The 16,203-nt window shown below is 64.6% G+C and carries 15 protein-coding genes; 8 read left to right on the forward strand and 7 right to left on the reverse strand.

The genetic code is table 11. From position 1 onward, the window contains the following. Positions 1-85 precede the first annotated feature (85 nt). Positions 86-1,396, forward strand: a complete 1,311-nt coding sequence (locus ABIA96_RS33645) for an alpha/beta hydrolase (RefSeq protein WP_354141218.1) — start codon at positions 86-88, stop codon at positions 1,394-1,396. Positions 1,397-1,575: 179 nt separating this feature from the next. Then, complete coding sequence (locus tag ABIA96_RS33650) at positions 1,576-1,902, forward strand: GrlR family regulatory protein (protein WP_354141219.1); 327 nt, start codon at positions 1,576-1,578, stop codon at positions 1,900-1,902. An 18-nt stretch (positions 1,903-1,920) separates the two neighbouring features. Here ABIA96_RS33650 and ABIA96_RS33655 read toward each other — a convergent pair whose 3' ends face one another. Continuing rightward, complete coding sequence (locus ABIA96_RS33655; protein ID WP_354141220.1) at positions 1,921-2,313, reverse strand: hypothetical protein; 393 nt, start codon at positions 2,311-2,313, stop codon at positions 1,921-1,923. 90 nt (positions 2,314-2,403) lie between these two features. Next, positions 2,404-3,576: an MFS transporter gene (locus ABIA96_RS33660; protein WP_354141221.1), complete on the reverse strand. Its 1,173-nt coding sequence runs from the start codon at positions 3,574-3,576 to the stop codon at positions 2,404-2,406. Positions 3,577-3,762: 186 nt separating this feature from the next. Here ABIA96_RS33660 and thrS point away from each other — a divergent pair, with 186 nt between their 5' ends. The 3 genes from thrS (at position 3,763) to ABIA96_RS33675 (ending at position 7,854) form a co-directional block, all read left to right on the forward strand. Further along, positions 3,763-5,865: a threonine--tRNA ligase gene (gene thrS / locus ABIA96_RS33665; RefSeq protein WP_354141222.1), complete on the forward strand. Its 2,103-nt coding sequence runs from the start codon at positions 3,763-3,765 to the stop codon at positions 5,863-5,865. Positions 5,866-5,958: 93 nt separating this feature from the next. After that, positions 5,959-6,522, forward strand: a complete 564-nt coding sequence (locus tag ABIA96_RS33670; protein ID WP_354141223.1) for a nitroreductase family protein — start codon at positions 5,959-5,961, stop codon at positions 6,520-6,522. A gap of 63 nt (positions 6,523-6,585) precedes the next feature. After that, on the forward strand, positions 6,586-7,854 hold the full coding sequence (locus ABIA96_RS33675; protein ID WP_354141224.1) for a serine hydrolase domain-containing protein: 1,269 nt from the start codon (positions 6,586-6,588) through the stop codon (positions 7,852-7,854). Here the strand turns inward: ABIA96_RS33675 and ABIA96_RS33680 are convergent. The 3 genes from ABIA96_RS33680 to ABIA96_RS33690 form a co-directional block, all read right to left on the reverse strand. Continuing rightward, positions 7,840-10,302 carry a putative bifunctional diguanylate cyclase/phosphodiesterase gene (locus ABIA96_RS33680; protein ID WP_354141225.1) on the reverse strand — a complete coding sequence of 821 codons (2,463 nt, stop codon included), beginning with the start codon at positions 10,300-10,302 and terminating at the stop codon, positions 7,840-7,842. The genes ABIA96_RS33675 and ABIA96_RS33680 overlap by 15 nt on opposite strands. Before the next feature lie 420 nt (positions 10,303-10,722). After that, a complete protein-coding gene (locus ABIA96_RS33685; RefSeq protein ID WP_354141226.1) occupies positions 10,723-11,097 on the reverse strand; it encodes a hypothetical protein in 375 nt (124 codons plus the stop codon). 187 nt (positions 11,098-11,284) lie between these two features. Next, a complete protein-coding gene (locus tag ABIA96_RS33690; RefSeq protein ID WP_354141272.1) occupies positions 11,285-12,145 on the reverse strand; it encodes a LysR family transcriptional regulator in 861 nt (286 codons plus the stop codon). Positions 12,146-12,249: 104 nt separating this feature from the next. Between ABIA96_RS33690 and ABIA96_RS33695 the strand changes: the two genes are divergently transcribed. Then, positions 12,250-13,242 carry a zinc-dependent alcohol dehydrogenase family protein gene (locus ABIA96_RS33695; RefSeq protein ID WP_354141227.1) on the forward strand — a complete coding sequence of 331 codons (993 nt, stop codon included), beginning with the start codon at positions 12,250-12,252 and terminating at the stop codon, positions 13,240-13,242. Between the two features lie 14 nt (positions 13,243-13,256). Here ABIA96_RS33695 and ABIA96_RS33700 read toward each other — a convergent pair whose 3' ends face one another. Then, a complete protein-coding gene (locus tag ABIA96_RS33700; RefSeq protein ID WP_354141228.1) occupies positions 13,257-13,451 on the reverse strand; it encodes a hypothetical protein in 195 nt (64 codons plus the stop codon). Between the two features lie 112 nt (positions 13,452-13,563). Between ABIA96_RS33700 and ABIA96_RS33705 the strand changes: the two genes are divergently transcribed. Then, a complete protein-coding gene (locus ABIA96_RS33705; protein ID WP_354141229.1) occupies positions 13,564-13,782 on the forward strand; it encodes a hypothetical protein in 219 nt (72 codons plus the stop codon). A gap of 74 nt (positions 13,783-13,856) precedes the next feature. Here ABIA96_RS33705 and ABIA96_RS33710 read toward each other — a convergent pair whose 3' ends face one another. Further along, positions 13,857-14,930, reverse strand: coding sequence for an RgsD C-terminal domain-containing protein (locus ABIA96_RS33710; RefSeq protein WP_354141230.1), 1,074 nt, complete (start codon positions 14,928-14,930; stop codon positions 13,857-13,859). Positions 14,931-15,178: 248 nt separating this feature from the next. Here ABIA96_RS33710 and ABIA96_RS33715 point away from each other — a divergent pair, with 248 nt between their 5' ends. Next, complete coding sequence (locus ABIA96_RS33715; RefSeq protein WP_354141231.1) at positions 15,179-16,198, forward strand: patatin-like phospholipase family protein; 1,020 nt, start codon at positions 15,179-15,181, stop codon at positions 16,196-16,198. Positions 16,199-16,203: the final 5 nt, after the last annotated feature.

Here is a 16,203-nt window from a genome sequence, read left to right on the forward strand (position 1 = left end):
TTGTCTTACGGTTGCCGATGGACGTGAGTTCATGGCTTGGGGTCATGGGTGGATGGTCGGGGCCGTTCCGAGATTGAAAGCAGACATGCGCGCTGACCGGGCCAAGGCGTCCGGGGCGCGCGGTCGTGCGCTTCGGATCGCCGTGATCTCAGGCTTGGTGCCGTTGTCGCTCACGCTGGTTCAATGCGGCAATGCGCCCAACCCGACGGCGCTTGCGGCCAACTCGCAAGCGAATGTCCAGGTGGTCGCCAAGACCAATTCGCGACTGTCCAATCAACAAGTCGCAACCGGCGACACGTTCGAAGATCGCTTCCCTGCCCCACAGTTCAGAGAGCGCTTCCCGTCGGCGAGCGAAAGTCTCCTGCAACGGCAGATGTCGGACTTCTCGCCCAAGCGCTCCGTTCAGCAACAGCCTCAGCCTGAGCAAGCGCCCTACAAGGTTGCCTCGCTCGCGCCGCAGGTGCCCTATCAGCGTCCGCCACGCGAGGACCTGACGACGCTCGTCAGCATGAAGTCCTCGGCCTTCCCCTATTTCGGCAACAACCCTGCGTCCGACTCGCCCTTCCTCAACATCTCCAAAGGTGACCGCCGCGGCCACCGCAGCTCTTCGGGGCGCGTGTTCTGGCAGGACGAAACCTACAATGACAGCCGCGTGCTGATGCACGTGCCTGAGCATTTCGACGTGCGCAAGCCCGGCGTGATCGTGGTGTTCTTCCACGGCAACGGCGCGACGCTCGAGCGTGACGTGCGCGATCGCCAGCTGGTACCGCAACAGATCACCGATTCCGGCGCCAATGCCGTGCTGCTTGCACCGCAGATGGCCGTCGATGCCGCCGATTCCAGTGCCGGAAAATTCTGGCAGCCCGGTGGCCTCAAGCGCTTCATGGAAGAGTCAGCCAGCCACCTCGCGCAGCTGACCGGCGATCCCAACAGCGCGCGCGCCTTTGCCAACATGCCGATCGTGATCGTCGGCTATAGCGGCGGCTTCCTGCCGACCGCCTGGAGCCTCGAGGTCGGCGGCATCAGCGATCGCGTCCGCGGCGTCGTTCTGCTCGACGCCGTCTATGGTGAGATGGACAAGTTCGCGTCCTGGATCGAGAGCCACCGCGCGGGCTTCTTCGTTAGCTCCTACACCCACCACACCGCAAAACGCGACCGCGAGTTGATGAGCACGCTGCGACAGAAGGGCATCGGCGTCTCCGAGGACATGGATGGCCCGTTGCGTCCTGGCAGCGTCGTGTTCGTCGAAACGGGCGACGGCATCACCCACCGCGACTACGTCAACCGCGCGTGGACGCAATACCCGCTGAAGGACGTGCTGGTGAAGATGTCGGCAACGCCGGCGCTGGCGCTGACACGCGTGGCGGCCACCAGCTCTGCCGCCTCAAACCGTTAGGCTGGATTTTGCGCGCGCCGGCATTTCGCCGCGCTGACTGCAATTCCGTCAGGCCATGATCAAAATGTAATGTTGATGGCCGACAATCCTCGGCAGCCACCGGATTGCTTCGGCTGGCCACGACCCTATGTTACCGGCCGAACTGCACGAGTGCGTTTGGAATACCGCGAGGACAGGCAGTGCGTCAGGGACTGTACAAGGTCGACTTCCACACCGTTCATGGAACTGGCTGCGGAGTCGTCTATGTGACGGATGGCAAGATGCGCGGCGGCAATTCGGCCTTCGCCTTCATTGGCACCTACACGGGCGAAGGCAACAGCATCAAGGTCAAGATCTCGACCGAGCGCTACAACGACGATCCGTCGTTCAAGGCGCTGTTCGGCATCGACCGGATCACGCTGACGCTCGCCGGCCGGGAGGACGGCGACACGGCCGAGTTCGAAGGCACCGCCCTGCAATTGCCGGGCGTTGCCTTCAGAGCGATGCTGAGCCGGATCGCCGACTAGGCGTCCGGCTCGCAAGCCTCAGCTTTTCGGCAGCTTCGGAATACTCTCGGCAAAGCCGTTGAAACAGGCCAACCGCTCGTCCTCTTCCTTGAAGAATCGGCAATCGGCGTAGCCCTTGGCCTTCGCCGGCTTCGGCTTCGGCGTCGGCGCGATCACCGCATCGTAGCAGTTGAGCCGGTCCTTGGTGCCGTCGTCGAGGTCGAGGCAGGCCTGGAGCCGAACCGCGATCGACTGCGGCTTGCCCTTCGGCGCCAGAGCGGCGGGTTTGGCAGCCGCCTCTTTGGTGCCCGCCTTGGTCCCCTTGGGCTTGACCTGCACCAGCGGCTTGTCCCCCACCATCGGTGGCTTGTCGGTCTGCGCCAACGCGGAGGCTGAATAGAGCACCGCGGCAACCGCCAGAATCATCCTCATTTCAGTCAACTCTCTCTGGTCCCCATGACGGCCTTCTAGCGCTCTCCCGCGCGGTTTGCCAAGCGCCTTGCACACAGGAAATGCCTGGCTTCAGCCTGGGGTGGTAGCAGTCGGCCGGGGACGGCTCACGACCACCAGCACCAGCGCCAGCACAACAAAGCCGACCGCCACGAAGCCTGTGCTGTGCAGCAGCTCGCTGGCAAACAGCAACCCTCCGACGGCAGAGCCGATGGCCTGGCCGATATAGAGGACGGACGTATTGAGCGCGACGGTTGCGGACGCGAACGGCGGCGCGGCCGCGACTAGCCGCACCTGCTGCATCGAGTTGGTCGAGGCAAAGCCCAGTCCCCAGATCGCAACCGCAATCGCCATCATCACAAGGGTGCCCGCGCTCAGTGCCCACCCCGTGATGCCCGCCAGTAACAGGCACGTGAACAGCAAGGAGGTCCGGTACGGCCCCCATGTGTCGACGATGCGGGTCGCCACCACGACGCCGAGGAAGCCGCAGACCCCATAGATGGCGAACACCATGCCGATCGCATCCGGGCTCGCCTCGGTCAGCTTCTTGAGCAGCGGGCCCATGAACGTGAACACCGTAAACTGGCCGGACATCTGCAACATCGTGATCGCGAGCAGCAGCAGGATAGCCCTGTTGCGGCCGACCTCACTCCAGGTCTTGAGGTCGACCGGCGTGCCCTTCAAGCCGACCGGCAGGCGCACCAGCAGCAACAGGAAGCTGACGCAGCCGAGCGCACCGATCCCGGCATAGGCGGCGCGCCAGCCATAGCGGCTGGCGATGAAGGTGATCAGCGGCAGGCCCACGGCGGCAGCCAACGACCAGCCGAGGAAGATATAGGCAATCGTGCTGCCGCGCCGTTCCGCCGGCACGATCAGCGCCGCCGTGCCCGCGGCCTGCGGCGTATAGAGCGCCCCGACGGCAAGCATCACCAGGCGGATGACAAGGAGGCTCGCATAGTCGGGCGCAAATGCCGAGGCGAGGTTGCCGAGGGCGAGGACCGCGAGCGTGGTCGAGAGCAAGACCCGCCGCTCGATGCGGCTGGTCAGCCACGCCGTCAGCGGCGAGCCGATGCACAGCGTGATCGCGCCGAAGGTGATGAGCAGCCCTGCCGCATGGATGCTGATCCCCAACCCCGCGGACAATTCCGGCAGCATCCCCGCCGGCGCCAGCACCGAGCAACCGGTGACGAGATTGCCAAGCATCAGGGCGGTTGCCGTGAAACGGCCGACGCGGGGATTTTCCATGCAAATGCATGTAGACCAGACCCGCGGCCAGTGAAAGGGCGTCGCTCGAAATAGTTGGAGCACCGCCCCGGCTTTTGCGCGCCACTTTCTTGGAATTGCCGAATTGCGCAGGCCGAATCGCCTGATATATCGCTCGTTCCCGCTTACCTGCGCTCGTTCGCAGGAGTGAGCTTCAGGAGAAATGCAATGACCGACCAGCCCAAATCTGATCAACCGAAGTCTGATCAAACCAAATCTGAACAAGCCAAATCTGATCAAGCGAAGTCCGAATCCGGCTTCCAATATTCCCTCAGCAACCTGAAGCCCGTGACCCCAGCAGCCAAAGTCACCCTCACCTTCCCCGATGGCGCCCAGCGCCAGTTCGACCAGAGCATCACCGGCCTCGATATCGCCAAGGGCATCTCGCCGTCGCTGGCCAAGCGCACGGTTGCGATGGCGCTCGACGGCGAAGTCGCCGACCTCAACGATCCGATCGAAGCGGACGCCAAGATCGAGTTCGTCAACCGCGACGATCCGCGCGCGCTCGAATTGATCCGCCACGACTGCGCGCATGTGCTTGCCGAAGCCGTGCAATCGCTGTGGCCCGGCACGCAGGTCACCATCGGCCCGGTGATCGAGAACGGCTTCTATTACGACTTCTTCCGCAACGAGCCGTTCACGCCGGACGATTTTGCCGCGATCGAGAAGAAAATGCGCGAGATTATCGCGCGCGACAAACCTTTCACCAAGGAAGTCTGGGACCGCGAGAAAACCAAGCAAGTGTTCCGCGACAAGGGCGAGGCCTTCAAGGTCGAGCTGGTCGACGCCATTCCCGGCAACGAGCCAATCAAGATCTACTACCAGGGCGACTGGTTCGATCTCTGCCGCGGCCCGCACATGACCTCGACCGGCAAGGTTGGCAACGCTTTCAAATTGATGAAGGTAGCCGGCGCCTATTGGCGCGGCGACAGCAACAACCCGATGCTGACCCGCATCTACGGCACGGCCTTTGCCAAGCAGGAGGACCTCGACGCTTATCTCAAGCAGATCGAGGAAGCCGAGAAGCGCGACCATCGCAAGCTCGGACGCGAGCTCGACCTCTTCCACTTCCAGGAGGAGGGCCCGGGCGTCGTGTTCTGGCACCCGAAGGGCTGGACCATCTTCCAGCAGCTGATCGCCTATATGCGCCGCCGCTTGACCGGCGACTATAACGAGGTCAACGCGCCGCAGATCCTCGACAAGTCGCTGTGGGAGACCTCGGGCCATTGGGGCTGGTATCGCGAGAACATGTTCGCCGCGCAGTCGGCCGGCGACGAGGCCGAGGACAAGCGCTGGTTTGCGCTGAAGCCAATGAACTGCCCGGGCCATGTCCAGATCTTCAAGCACGGCCTGAAGAGCTACCGCGACCTGCCGCTGCGCCTTGCCGAGTTCGGGGTGGTGCATCGTTACGAGCCGTCCGGCGCCATGCACGGCCTGATGCGCGTGCGTGGCTTCACCCAGGACGACGCGCACATCTTCTGCACCGAGGACCAGCTTGCCGAGGAATGCCTGAAGATCAACGATCTCATTCTCTCGACCTATTCGGACTTCGGTTTCACCGGCGATCTCACGGTGAAGCTCTCGACCCGGCCCGAGAAACGCGTCGGCACCGATGCGATGTGGGATCACGCCGAGCGCGTGATGGCCACCGTGCTGCGCGAAATCCAGTCGCAGAACAATCACATCAAGACCGAGATCAACCCGGGCGAAGGCGCCTTCTACGGACCGAAGTTCGAGTACGTGCTGCGCGACGCCATCGGCCGCGACTGGCAGTGCGGCACCACGCAGGTCGACTTCAACCTGCCGGAACGGTTCGGTGCGTTCTACATCGACCATGACGGCGGCAAGAAACCGCCGGTGATGGTGCATCGCGCGATCTGCGGCTCGATGGAGCGTTATATCGGCATCCTGATCGAGCACTTCGCCGGCAACTTCCCGCTCTGGCTCTCGCCGGTGCAGGCGGTGGTCACCACCATCACCTCGGAGGGCGACGAGTACGCCAAGCAGGTGCTGGAACAGGCGCGGCGCGCAGGGCTTCGGGTCGAGATCGACCTGCGCAACGAGAAGATCAATTACAAGGTCCGCGAACACTCGCTGGCCAAGATCCCGGCACTGCTTGTGGTCGGCAAGAAAGAGGCCGAAACGCATTCGGTCTCGGTCCGCCGGCTCGGCAGCGACGGCCAGAAGGTGTCGACGACCGCGGAGGCGATCGCCGCCCTGGTCGACGAGGCGACCCCTCCGGATGTCCGGCGGATGCGCGAAGCGGTCTGATCCCTGAAATCGATCTAAATTCGCTTTTGGTTGCGGGCGTGCATTCCTATCTGGGGATTGCACGCCCGACGACCAGCCGAAGAGGATATCCCCGTGCCCGACGCCATCGCACTCCTGAAGACCCGACGCTCGGTCAAGCCGCGCGAGATGACCGGCCCCGGCCCCTCGCCGGCCGAGCTCGAGACCATTTTGACCATCGGCGCACGGGTGCCCGACCATGGCAAGCTCGCGCCCTGGCGCTTCATCATTTTCGAAGGCGATGCCCGCCAGCGCGCCGGCGAGGTGATCGCAAAAGTCTTTGCCCGGAAGAATCCCGGTACCCCCGCAGCCGACATCGAGACCGAGCGCAAGCGCCTCACCGATGCGCCGCTGGTGATCGGCATCGTCAGCTTCACCAAGCCACATCCCAAGGTGCCGGCGTGGGAGCAGGAACTGTCGGCGGGCGCGAGCGTCATGAACATCGTCACGGCCGCGACCGCGCTGGGCTACGGCGCCTGCTGGCTGAGCGGCTGGTTCTCCTTCGATCGCGACGTGCTGGACGGGCTTGGCCTCAAGGCCGACGAAAAGCTCGCCGGCCTCGTCCACATCGGCACGCCGACCAAGCCGAGCGAGGATCGTCCGCGGCCGGTCCTTTCTGAAATCGTGACGCGTTTTTAATCGAAGTCTTGTTGACGCCTCCGACGTCTTGCGGCTTTGTTCCCGGCGAGGGAGGAAGCCCGGATGAAGCGTCGTGAATTTCTGGTCGGGGCCGCGATGCTGGCCGGCACGATGGCGCGAAGCCGTGCCGCCGACGTCCCCGCCCCCTCCGCCGACGGGCTGCGACGCATCACCTCTTTCTTCGAGAACGAGGTGACCACCGGTCGATTGCCGGGGGCTACGGTCCTGATCCAGCAGCGCGGCAAGCCGGTCTATTTCAAGCTGTTCGGCGTGCGCGACGTCAGGACCCGGCTGTCCATGACGCCGGACACCATCTTCGCCATCCACTCCATGACCAAGCCGATCACCAGCCTGGCTGCGATGATGCTGATCGACGAGGGAAAGCTCGCGCTTACCGATCCCGTGTCGAAATACATCCCCCTCTTCGCCGGCACGAAGGTGGGGCTCGAGGTCACCAAGCCCGACGGCTCGCTGGCGCTCGACCTGGTGCCGCCGGTCCACCCGGTGACGATCCGGGACCTCATGCGGCACACCTCGGGCATCACCTACGACTATATCGGCGGCAAATGGGTCGAGCTCGCCTACAAGGCCGCCAACATCTTCGAGGGCCACTTCGACAACAAGGAATTCGCCGAGCGCGTCGCCAAGCTGCCGCTGGCGCGCCAACCGGGCACGCTGTGGCGCTATGGTCATTCCACCGACGTGCTCGGAAGCGTCATCGAAATCATCACCAGGCAGACGCTGTACGACGCCTTGAAACAGCGCATCCTCGATCCGCTCGGCATGACCAGCACCAAATTCGTGCTGACGACGCCGGACGAGCTCGAACGTATGGCGCGTCCGCTGCCAAGCGACCAGATCCTGCTCGATGCCGAGCGCGAGCGCCTCGACCATCCGGAATGGCAATCCGGCGGCGGCGGCTTGCTCTCGACCGTCACCGACTATCAGCGTTTCTCGCAAATGCTGCTCAACGGCGGAGAATTCGACGGCAAGCGGTATCTCAGCCCAGCCGCCTTCAAGGACATGACGACCGATCAGATCGGACCCGGCTCCGGCGTCGACCGCGACTATTTCTATTTTCCCGGTGACGGTTTTGGCTATGGCTATGGCCTCGCGGTGCGCACCGATCCCGGCAATGCGAAACCGCCGCCGCCAGGCTCGATCGGCGAGTTGAAATGGGACAGTGGCAGCGGCACCTATTTCGGCGTCGATCCCAAGCTCGACATGGTCTACGTCCTGATGCAGCAGACCCAGAACGAGCGCGGCCGCATCACGCCGGCGTTCAAGGCGCTGGTCTACGACTGCTACCCCGAAGAGTTACGCCGCCCGTGAAGCGCGCTGACCGAAATCGGCGAGCAGCTTTGCAATCTCGGCGGCGGGCCGCGCCGCGCTGAACAGAAAACCCTGTACCTCGTTGCAGCCTTCGGCGCGGAGCCAATCGAGCTGATCCTCGGTCTCGACGCCCTCCGCGGTCGTGGTGATGTTGAGGCTGCGGCCGAGACCGGAGATCGCACGCACGATGGCGACGCAATCGGGCCGCTGTGCGAGATCCTTCACGAACGAGCGGTCGATCTTGATCTTGTCGAACGGGAAGCTGCGGAGATAGCTGAGGCTGGAATAGCCGGTGCCGAAATCATCCATGGAGATGCTGACGCCAAGCTCGCGCAATTGATGCAGGATCGCAAGGTTGGCATCGGTCTCGGCCAGGAAGATCGACTCGGTGATCTCGAGCTCGAGCCGCTTCGGCGACAGGCCGGATTGCGCCAGCGCCGAGATCACGACCTGAACCAGGTTACGGCTGCGGAACTGAGCCGGCGACAGATTGACCGCGACCTTGACGTCAGATGGCCATTTCACCGCTTCTGCACAGGCCTCGCGCAGCACCCACTCGCCGAGCTGGGTTATCAGGCCGATGTCTTCGGCGACCGGAATGAACTCCGCCGGCGAGATCATGCCCTTGTCGGGGTGATGCCAGCGCAACAGCGACTCGAAGCCGGAGATTCGGTCGGAGGCGATCGACACCAGCGGCTGGTAGTGCAGCTCGAACTCGCCATTGGCGAACGCACGGCGCAAATCGAGCTCCATGTCGCGGCGCTTCTGCGCCTGGAGATCCATCTCGCGCTCGAAGAAATGATGCATGCCGCCGCCGTCGGATTTCGCCCGGTACAGCGCCATGTCGGCGTTGCGCATCAGCTCTTCCGACGTCACACCGTCGCCCGGCGACAACGCGATGCCGATGCTGGCGCCGATCACCATCTCCTGGCCGTCGATGTCGTAGGGCGCCTTCAGCATGTCGATCAGCACGATCGCGCAGGCGCTGGCCTCGTTCGGCGAGACGTCGGCCGCCAGAATCACGGCGAACTCGTCGCCGCCGAGCCTTGCTGCGAGATTGACGCCGCGGACCGCGGTGGTCAGGCGCTCAGCCACCTCCTTGAGCAGACGGTCGCCCGCCGGATGCCCGAAGGAATCGTTGATGTTCTTGAACAGGTCGAGATCGATATAGAGCACACCGACGCGCTTGCCGACGGCCTGATCGAGTGCCTGCTTCAAGCGCTCCTGGAAATATTCGCGGTTCGGCAGATCGGTGAGCCCGTCATGATGGGCCATGTGCGCGATCCGCGCCTCGGCCTTGCGCCGCTCGGTGATGTCCACCACTGCGACCAGATAGCCGTCGCGATCGTCGAAGGTGACCCGGCGGCCGAAGGTGAGCACTTCGATCTCGCTGCCGTCGGCGCGCAGGTGGCGCCAGTTGCGCGAAGAGTGGTAGGTTTCGCCGACACGCTCGAGCGCCTCGGCATGGCTGTCCCATTCGTCCTCAGGCCAGATCTCATGCAGCTTCATGCGCAGGAACGCCGCGCGACTGTAGCCGTAATGCTGGACCGCTGCGTCGTTGACGCCAAGGAACTGCTTGGTGTCGGCGTCGAACACCCACATCGGCATCGGGTTGTTGTCGAACAGCAGGCGGAACGAGGCGTCGCGGCGCTTTAGCGCGGTGACATCCGAGATCGTCAGCGAGACCACGTCGGCGAAGGCGGTCGCGCTGAGCCGGAGATAACGGGCCTCGTGCTCGATCTCGAGCTGCTCGCCGCGGCCACCGGAGACCGCCTTGAGCAGAAATTCCATGATCTCGGACGCGGCCAGCAGCGTGTTGCCCTCGCCGATCCGCCGCCACAGCAGGTTTCCGCTCGCGATCTTCAGCAGCAGCTCGGCGCTCTTGTTGTGGTGCACGATTTGCAAATCGAACGGCGCGCCGTTGGCGTCGCGCAAGGTCGCCAGCGACACCACCGCGTCGTCGGTCGACGAGAAGATCGCATCGAGCAGATTATATTGCGCGCCGCGCTCGTTGACATACGCGCCGACCAGCGTCGCGCCCCAGCGCGAGGCCGTCGGCAATGCCAGCACATCGTAGGTCCGGACCATGCCGTCGCGCACGCAATGGGCGCTGGCCTGATGCGGCTGTCCGTTCCTGAGCGCGCTTGCCACCGCCTCCGACAGCGCGGTGGCGCAATCCGGCGACAGCTCAGCGACCGGAATGTCCCAGCGCTCCTCGCCAAGCCATTTCTGCACGTAGCGCCCGCTACGCGAGAGTTCGAGCGCGCCGTCACCCTTGAGCAACGCGATATGGTCGGCCAGCCGTCCGAGGCTGCCGAGCATCACGTCCTCATAGCGCGGCAGCCGGTCACCCGGCTTCAACGCGGCACGCCATTTGCGCTGAAGCACCGGGATGTCGTCAAACATTTCGGTGGCCGGTTTGCCCGGCATCTTCTTCGCGGCACTCATTGCAGTCCCCAACGCACTTTCCCCGCGCATCCAAATGCCGGCCCGCTTAACGGCGTGTAAAAGGGCGCCCGTCGTCGGTTCCACTTTAGTGATTATTGCAGTTTTAAGTCGCGTATTGGTTAGTGGGCGTTAGAGACTATGACGGTTGCTTGAAAAGCGATGCGTCTGCGCGATCAAAATTTTCGCGCGCAGCTGTCTCCACGTCGTCATTGCGAGCGCAGCGAAGCAATCCAGAATCTTTCCACAGCGGCAGTCTGGATTGCTTCGCTGCGCTCGCAATGACGGAGCAAGCAGACACACTTGCGCATCCTCGCGGCTGTTCGCCCGAGCTTTGCTTTATCGCCTCACCCTCATTTGAAAGAGGGCGCAGGGAAGACCGGGTGCCGGCTGGCACCCGCGGTCCACTGTGCGACAATTGCGCTACGAAAAGCTGCACAGCGGCATACAGGTGAAGCCCAACATCCGGCCTTCCCTGCGCAGTGGGTTGACGGCATATGTCGTGCTCTCCCCGGGGAGCGATGCACTATTGCCCCCGTCGCCTCGCAGATGACTGATACGCGTGCCCGGTTGAGTCACACGCATCACCACGAGACTTGGCGCACAGACCCCGGGCGCCAGGACCACACGATTTTGCCGTACGCAAATCACACCGGTCGTACGCGCGATGGTCTCGCTCACGGTTGCCCGCCCTGCAAAACCCTTCGCGCCGATGTGACCCACGTCCACCGCCATCCGGCCCGCGTTCGTGACGATCGCGATACGCCCCTCTTCCATGGGCCGGGTTGCGCGATACATACGCCGTTTCCGAATTTCGGTAAAGTGGAATATTTGCGGCGACGTGGATTGACCGAGGGTTTGGGTGTTTTGCCCGTCAGGCAGCGCAAGGGGTTGTGGCCTGCGTAGCCCGGATGGAGCGAAGCGCAATCCGGGAATCTATCCTGCGGACACAGTGGCCCCCGGATTTCGCTTCGCTCCATCCGGGCTACGGCCTCGCGTCTGCAATCTTCTCAATCACCAGATCCAGCAATGCGCGTAAACGCGCCAGCCGCCTGAGATCGCGGTGATAACCGACATAGGTGTCGCGGCCGGGCGGGCTCGCGCCGATGTCGAGCGCGACGAGGCGGCGATCGCGATCGCCGAGAGGGCGCGGCAGCACGGCGAGGCCGCCGCCGCCGGCGCAGAGCTCCGCCTGCGCCTGGCGATTGTTGCTGCGCGAGGCGATCTCCGCTTTCGGCAGCGTGCGCTTGAGCCAGACGGCGTCGGGCACGTCAGAAAATTCCGCGTTCATGGTCACGATTCGGGCACCGCTGCCGTCGCCGGCACGCGGTGGCTTGCCGCCCTTCTTGCCGTAGAGCGCGTAGGGAATGTGGAGCAGTTTTCTGGAGATGACCTCGGGCTCGCTGAACGGCTTGATGCGAAACACCAGATCAGCCTCGCGCCGCGGCAGGCTGTAGAGCCGCGCATCGGTCAGAAGCTCGACGATCACCTTCGGATGGAGCTTGCCGAAGGCCGCGATCACCGGCGACAGCATCACCGCGCCGAACCAGTCCGACGAGGAGAGGCGCAAGGTGCCGTCGAGCTGCGTCTCCGTACCCGTCGCCTGCCGCTGAAGCGCGATCGCTTCCTCCTCGATTCGCTCGGCATGCGCCAGCACGGCCGTGCCTTCGTCGGTCAGCACAAAGCCGTCGGCGGTGCGCTGGAACAGCGTCTGCCCGAGCGCCTGTTCGAGGGCGCGCAGCCGCCGCCCCATCGTCGGCTGGGTCTGGCCGATTTTGCGCGCGGCGGCGCCAAGTGTCCCCTCGCGCGCAATCGCCAGGAAGATGCGCAGATCGCTCCATTCCATCGAAATCCCGCTCATTCAAAAATGCACGATCATCGTACATCCCTGTTCCTTTCCATGCAAAAAATCATGGGCATATTGGAGGCCGACAACGGAGCAAGACGATCATGACGACACCATCGACGATGCGCACGGGCGTGCTGGAGACCCACAACGCCCCTTTGCGGCTCTCAACCATCTCCACGCCCGAGATCGGCCCGCGCGAGGTGCTACTGCGCGTCCGCGCAAGCGGGGTCAATCCGCTCGACACCAAGATCCACGCTGGTGCTGCGGCGCATGCGCGCCACCCGTTGCCTGCGATCCCCGGCATCGATCTCGCCGGCGTGGTCGAGCAGACCGGACGCGAGGTCTCGCGGTTCAGGCCGGGCGACGAGGTCTACGGCATGACCGGCGGCGTCGGCGGCGTGCAGGGATCGCTGGCCGAATTCGCCGCCGTCGATGCGGACCTGCTGGCGTTGAAGCCAGCCAATCTCAGCATGCGCGAGGCCGCCGCCCTGCCCCTCATCTTCATCACGGCGTGGGAAGGCCTGATCGATCGCGCAGGCCTGAAGGCCGGACAGAAGGTGTTGATCCATGGCGGCGCGGGCGGCGTCGGCCATGTCGCGATCCAGATCGCGCGCGCGTTCGGCGCAGAGGTGTACGCGACCGGCTCGGCAACGCAGCGCGCGACCATCGAAGGCTTTGGCGCTGTATTCATCGATCGCGACACGGCGGTTGAGGCTTACGTCGCCGAGCACGCGAGCGGCCGCGGCTTCGACATCGTCTACGACACTGTCGGCGGCAAGGTGCTCGATGCGTCCTTTGCGGCGGTGCGCCGCTTCGGCCATGTCGTGAGCGCGCTCGGCTGGGGCACGCATACGCTGGCGCCGCTGTCGTTCCGTGCCGCCACCTATTCCGGCGTGTTCACGCTGCTGCCGCTGCTCTCAGGCGAAGGCCGCGCACATCACGGTGAGATCATGGCGGACGCGACGCGGCTGGCCGAAGCCGGCAAGCTGGTGCCGCTGCTCGACAACCGGCGCTTCACGATGGAGAGTGTTGGCGAGGCCTATGCGCTGATCAGGGATCACGCCGCCACGGGCAAGCTGGTCGTCGATATCTGACGGTGCACGCGCCGCTAGTCCTCGCTCGACGCCGCAGAGCGGTTGCGCAAATAAGCCTGCGACAACAGGAAGAACAGCGCGCGCTCGCCAAAATATTTGGCGGACGGCCGCGTGCGCTCGAAGCCGTCGGCACATATCTTGCCGGACTGGTCGCAGACCTGCCACCGCCAACCCAACCGTTTGCGTCTGGTGAGGATCACTTCGAACATGCCGACGCGCTTGGTCCCCTGCTCCTTGCCGGTCGCGCGAGCCCATCAAGGCTGCGCCGGCCTCCCCCATCGGACGGATGCCCGACATATAACGCAGCAGGACGGAAAGCGAATGAAATTGAATATCGGAAATATGTATCTTGCACCGGATATGACGAAGTCACACCACACCTGGAATAAGCTGATGCCGCCGGTGTTTCCCAATCCCTCCGCGGCGGAGCCTGGTAGCGCTTACAGCGATACCAAGACGGAAATGTGCGCCCGCGCCACCCTCGCTGAAGCGATCTCCCGCGCAGATCGGCCAGCGCATGATGGGATTTGCGTGCGCTGAATGAGAAGCGAACTGTCCTGCCCCGGCTCTGCGAAACGGCATTTCATGCCCACCGCGTCCGGGACAAGAAAGCGTCAGCGCGCGACGACTTCGACTTCGCCGTCGACGCCGTTCACGACATTGAAGCCGCGCTCGTAGACCTTGCCCTCGTTCTTGGCGATGGCCCGGTATTCGCCTTCGGAGAGCACGACGCGCGGGAAGGCGCCGATCGATTCCTTGATCACGTCGCCGCCCGGCGTCAGCACCGACCAGGCGGTGTTGGCGAGCGCCTCGCCGCCCTTGTCGCTGACGAGCTTGAGCGTGATTACCGCGGCGCGGTGGGTGATGGTGACATCGGTGAGCTTGCCGGCCTGGACGCGGATGTCAGAGCGCACCACCGAGTTGGCGTCGCCATAGTTGGAGATGATGTAGTAGGTGCCCTCCGGCAGCAGCACGACGTCGCCGGCTGCGACGTTCGGCACCAGCGAGGCGCGCTCGCCGGATTCGAACTGGCTGCCCTTGTAGATCGCGAACGAGATCTGGTTCAGCGGAATGCGGCTGGTGCCGACGCGGCCCTCGATGCGTAAGCCCCCGGCCGGCAGCACGAACGATTCGCGGTCGGTCTCGGCCTTCAGGCTGACCGTGCGCACCGCGCTGACGAGACCAAAGGCGACGTGCACGACGTAATTGCCCGGCGGCAGCACGATGTTGGGCGTGGCGCTGCGATCCTCACGGATCAGCTTGAAGGTGCCGTTCTCGTCGGGACGATCGGCAAACACCCGCCACACCAGGCCGCTGGTGATCGCAGGTGTATCCTTGCCGTATTTCGCGGTCAGCGACAGCACGGCCTGCCCGGGCGCGGCCGCATTGAGAGGTGCCGGCGGCGGCACGCTCGTCACCGCGGGCGGCGGCATGCTGGGTGTGTTCGGCTGCGTCAGGGTCGGGGGCAGGCTCGGAGGGCCGGCGCCCGGACCGGAGGGCGGCGCCAGGCTGACGGCGCCGCCGGGGTCGGGCACCGAAGCCGGGGGCACCGGCGGCGGACGATCGGAGAAAAGCTGCGCCTGCGCAGCATTTTGGCCTGACATTGCGAGGCAGCCAGCAACCACCAGCGCCGGCAGCAGCCTGCTGCCGCGCCGCCATCCGATGATGCCGTCACCCCCGAGAGTCATGCCACCTGCTTTTCACCGAAAACGCGGCAAATTCAAGCCTCTGAAACCCCCAGAAACACGGCCTTGGGACGGTTCTTTGGAACCCGGTTGACGCCTGCGTGATTACATCAGAGGCAACCGGCCCTCGCCATACTCCCGCCCCCCTGCGTCCCGAACGGTATAAACCATGCTTGGCGCTCGATCTGGCGGCGAGCACGTGCGGTGCCTAGTCTGGCGAGTGCGGTTGGGCCCGGTGTAGGAGGGTTTCGGTGCTGGATATCTTGAGAGGTCGGGGCGCGAACGGCGAGAAGGTCGGACTCGGCAGCATCCGCCGGCCCGTCATCGGCCTTGCGTTGGGGGGCGGCGCGGCGCGCGGCTTTGCTCATATCGGTATCATGAGAACGCTGCTGGCCAACGGAATCGTGCCCGATGTCGTGGTCGGCACCTCGATCGGGGCGGTGGTCGGCGGCCTCCATGCGGCCGGCCGGCTCGATACGCTCGAAGAATGGGGTCGCAGCCTGCAAGGCATGCGCAACATCCTCGGCTATCTCGACATCCGCCTCGACGGCTCGGGCCTGATCGGCGGCGAGAAGCTCGCCACCCGGCTTGAGGAGGCGGTCGGCCAGACCCTGATCGAAGACCTTCCGATCAAGTTCGCGAGCGTCGCGACCGAGGTCCGCACCGGCCACGAGATCTGGCTGACGCACGGCCGCGTGGTCGATGCGATGCGCGCCTCGTACGCCCTGCCCGGCATCTTCTCGCCGGTGCTGATCGGCGACCGCTGGCTGGTCGACGGCGCGCTGGTGAACCCGGTGCCGGTCTCGGCGGCGCGGGCGCTCGGCGCCGAAATCGTCATCGCCGTCAATCTGTCCACCGACATCTTCACGCACTCGACGACGATCCATGCGCACGGTGCAATGCCCGCGCCGGTCGCCCCCGTGACTGCGGAACCCCCGGCCAAGCGGCGCTTTCCGCGCTTCTTCTCGCCGGAGAAAACCGTCAAGCGCGAGTTCTTCGGCACCGCCGGTCGTCCCGGAATCTCCTCGGTGATGGTGGACGCCTTCAACATCATGCAGGACCGCATCACGCGCGCGCGGCTCGCCGGCGATCCGCCGGACCTCCTGATCACGCCACGGGTCGGCCGGTTCGGCTGGTTCGATTTCCATCGTGCCGAGGAAATGATCGCGCACGGCACCCGCGCCGCCGAACGCGCGCTGGAGTCGATCCAGGAAACGATCGACGTGCTGGCTCCGGCGCCCGAAAGCGCCGCGCCGAAGGCCATCGAGTAAGACCA

Source organism: Bradyrhizobium sp. LB11.1 (assembly GCF_040549385.1).
Lineage (GTDB): Bacteria > Pseudomonadota > Alphaproteobacteria > Rhizobiales > Xanthobacteraceae > Bradyrhizobium.

Bases quoted from the DNA above. Each gene is read 5' to 3' on its own strand.
- ABIA96_RS33645 (WP_354141218.1), top strand. From the start codon at position 86: ATGCGCGCTGACCGGGCCAAGGCGTCCGGGGCGCGCGGTCGTGCGCTT.
- ABIA96_RS33655 (WP_354141220.1), bottom strand. From the start codon at position 2,313: ATGAGGATGATTCTGGCGGTTGCCGCGGTGCTCTATTCAGCCTCCGCG.
- ABIA96_RS33660 (WP_354141221.1), bottom strand. From the start codon at position 3,576: ATGGAAAATCCCCGCGTCGGCCGTTTCACGGCAACCGCCCTGATGCTT.
- thrS (WP_354141222.1), top strand. From the start codon at position 3,763: ATGACCGACCAGCCCAAATCTGATCAACCGAAGTCTGATCAAACCAAA.
- ABIA96_RS33675 (WP_354141224.1), top strand. From the start codon at position 6,586: ATGAAGCGTCGTGAATTTCTGGTCGGGGCCGCGATGCTGGCCGGCACG.
- ABIA96_RS33680 (WP_354141225.1), bottom strand. From the start codon at position 10,302: ATGAGTGCCGCGAAGAAGATGCCGGGCAAACCGGCCACCGAAATGTTT.
- ABIA96_RS33685 (WP_354141226.1), bottom strand. From the start codon at position 11,097: ATGTATCGCGCAACCCGGCCCATGGAAGAGGGGCGTATCGCGATCGTC.
- ABIA96_RS33690 (WP_354141272.1), bottom strand. From the start codon at position 12,145: ATGGAATGGAGCGATCTGCGCATCTTCCTGGCGATTGCGCGCGAGGGG.
- ABIA96_RS33695 (WP_354141227.1), top strand. From the start codon at position 12,250: ATGACGACACCATCGACGATGCGCACGGGCGTGCTGGAGACCCACAAC.
- ABIA96_RS33700 (WP_354141228.1), bottom strand. From the start codon at position 13,451: ATGTTCGAAGTGATCCTCACCAGACGCAAACGGTTGGGTTGGCGGTGG.
- ABIA96_RS33705 (WP_354141229.1), top strand. From the start codon at position 13,564: ATGAAATTGAATATCGGAAATATGTATCTTGCACCGGATATGACGAAG.
- ABIA96_RS33710 (WP_354141230.1), bottom strand. From the start codon at position 14,930: ATGACTCTCGGGGGTGACGGCATCATCGGATGGCGGCGCGGCAGCAGG.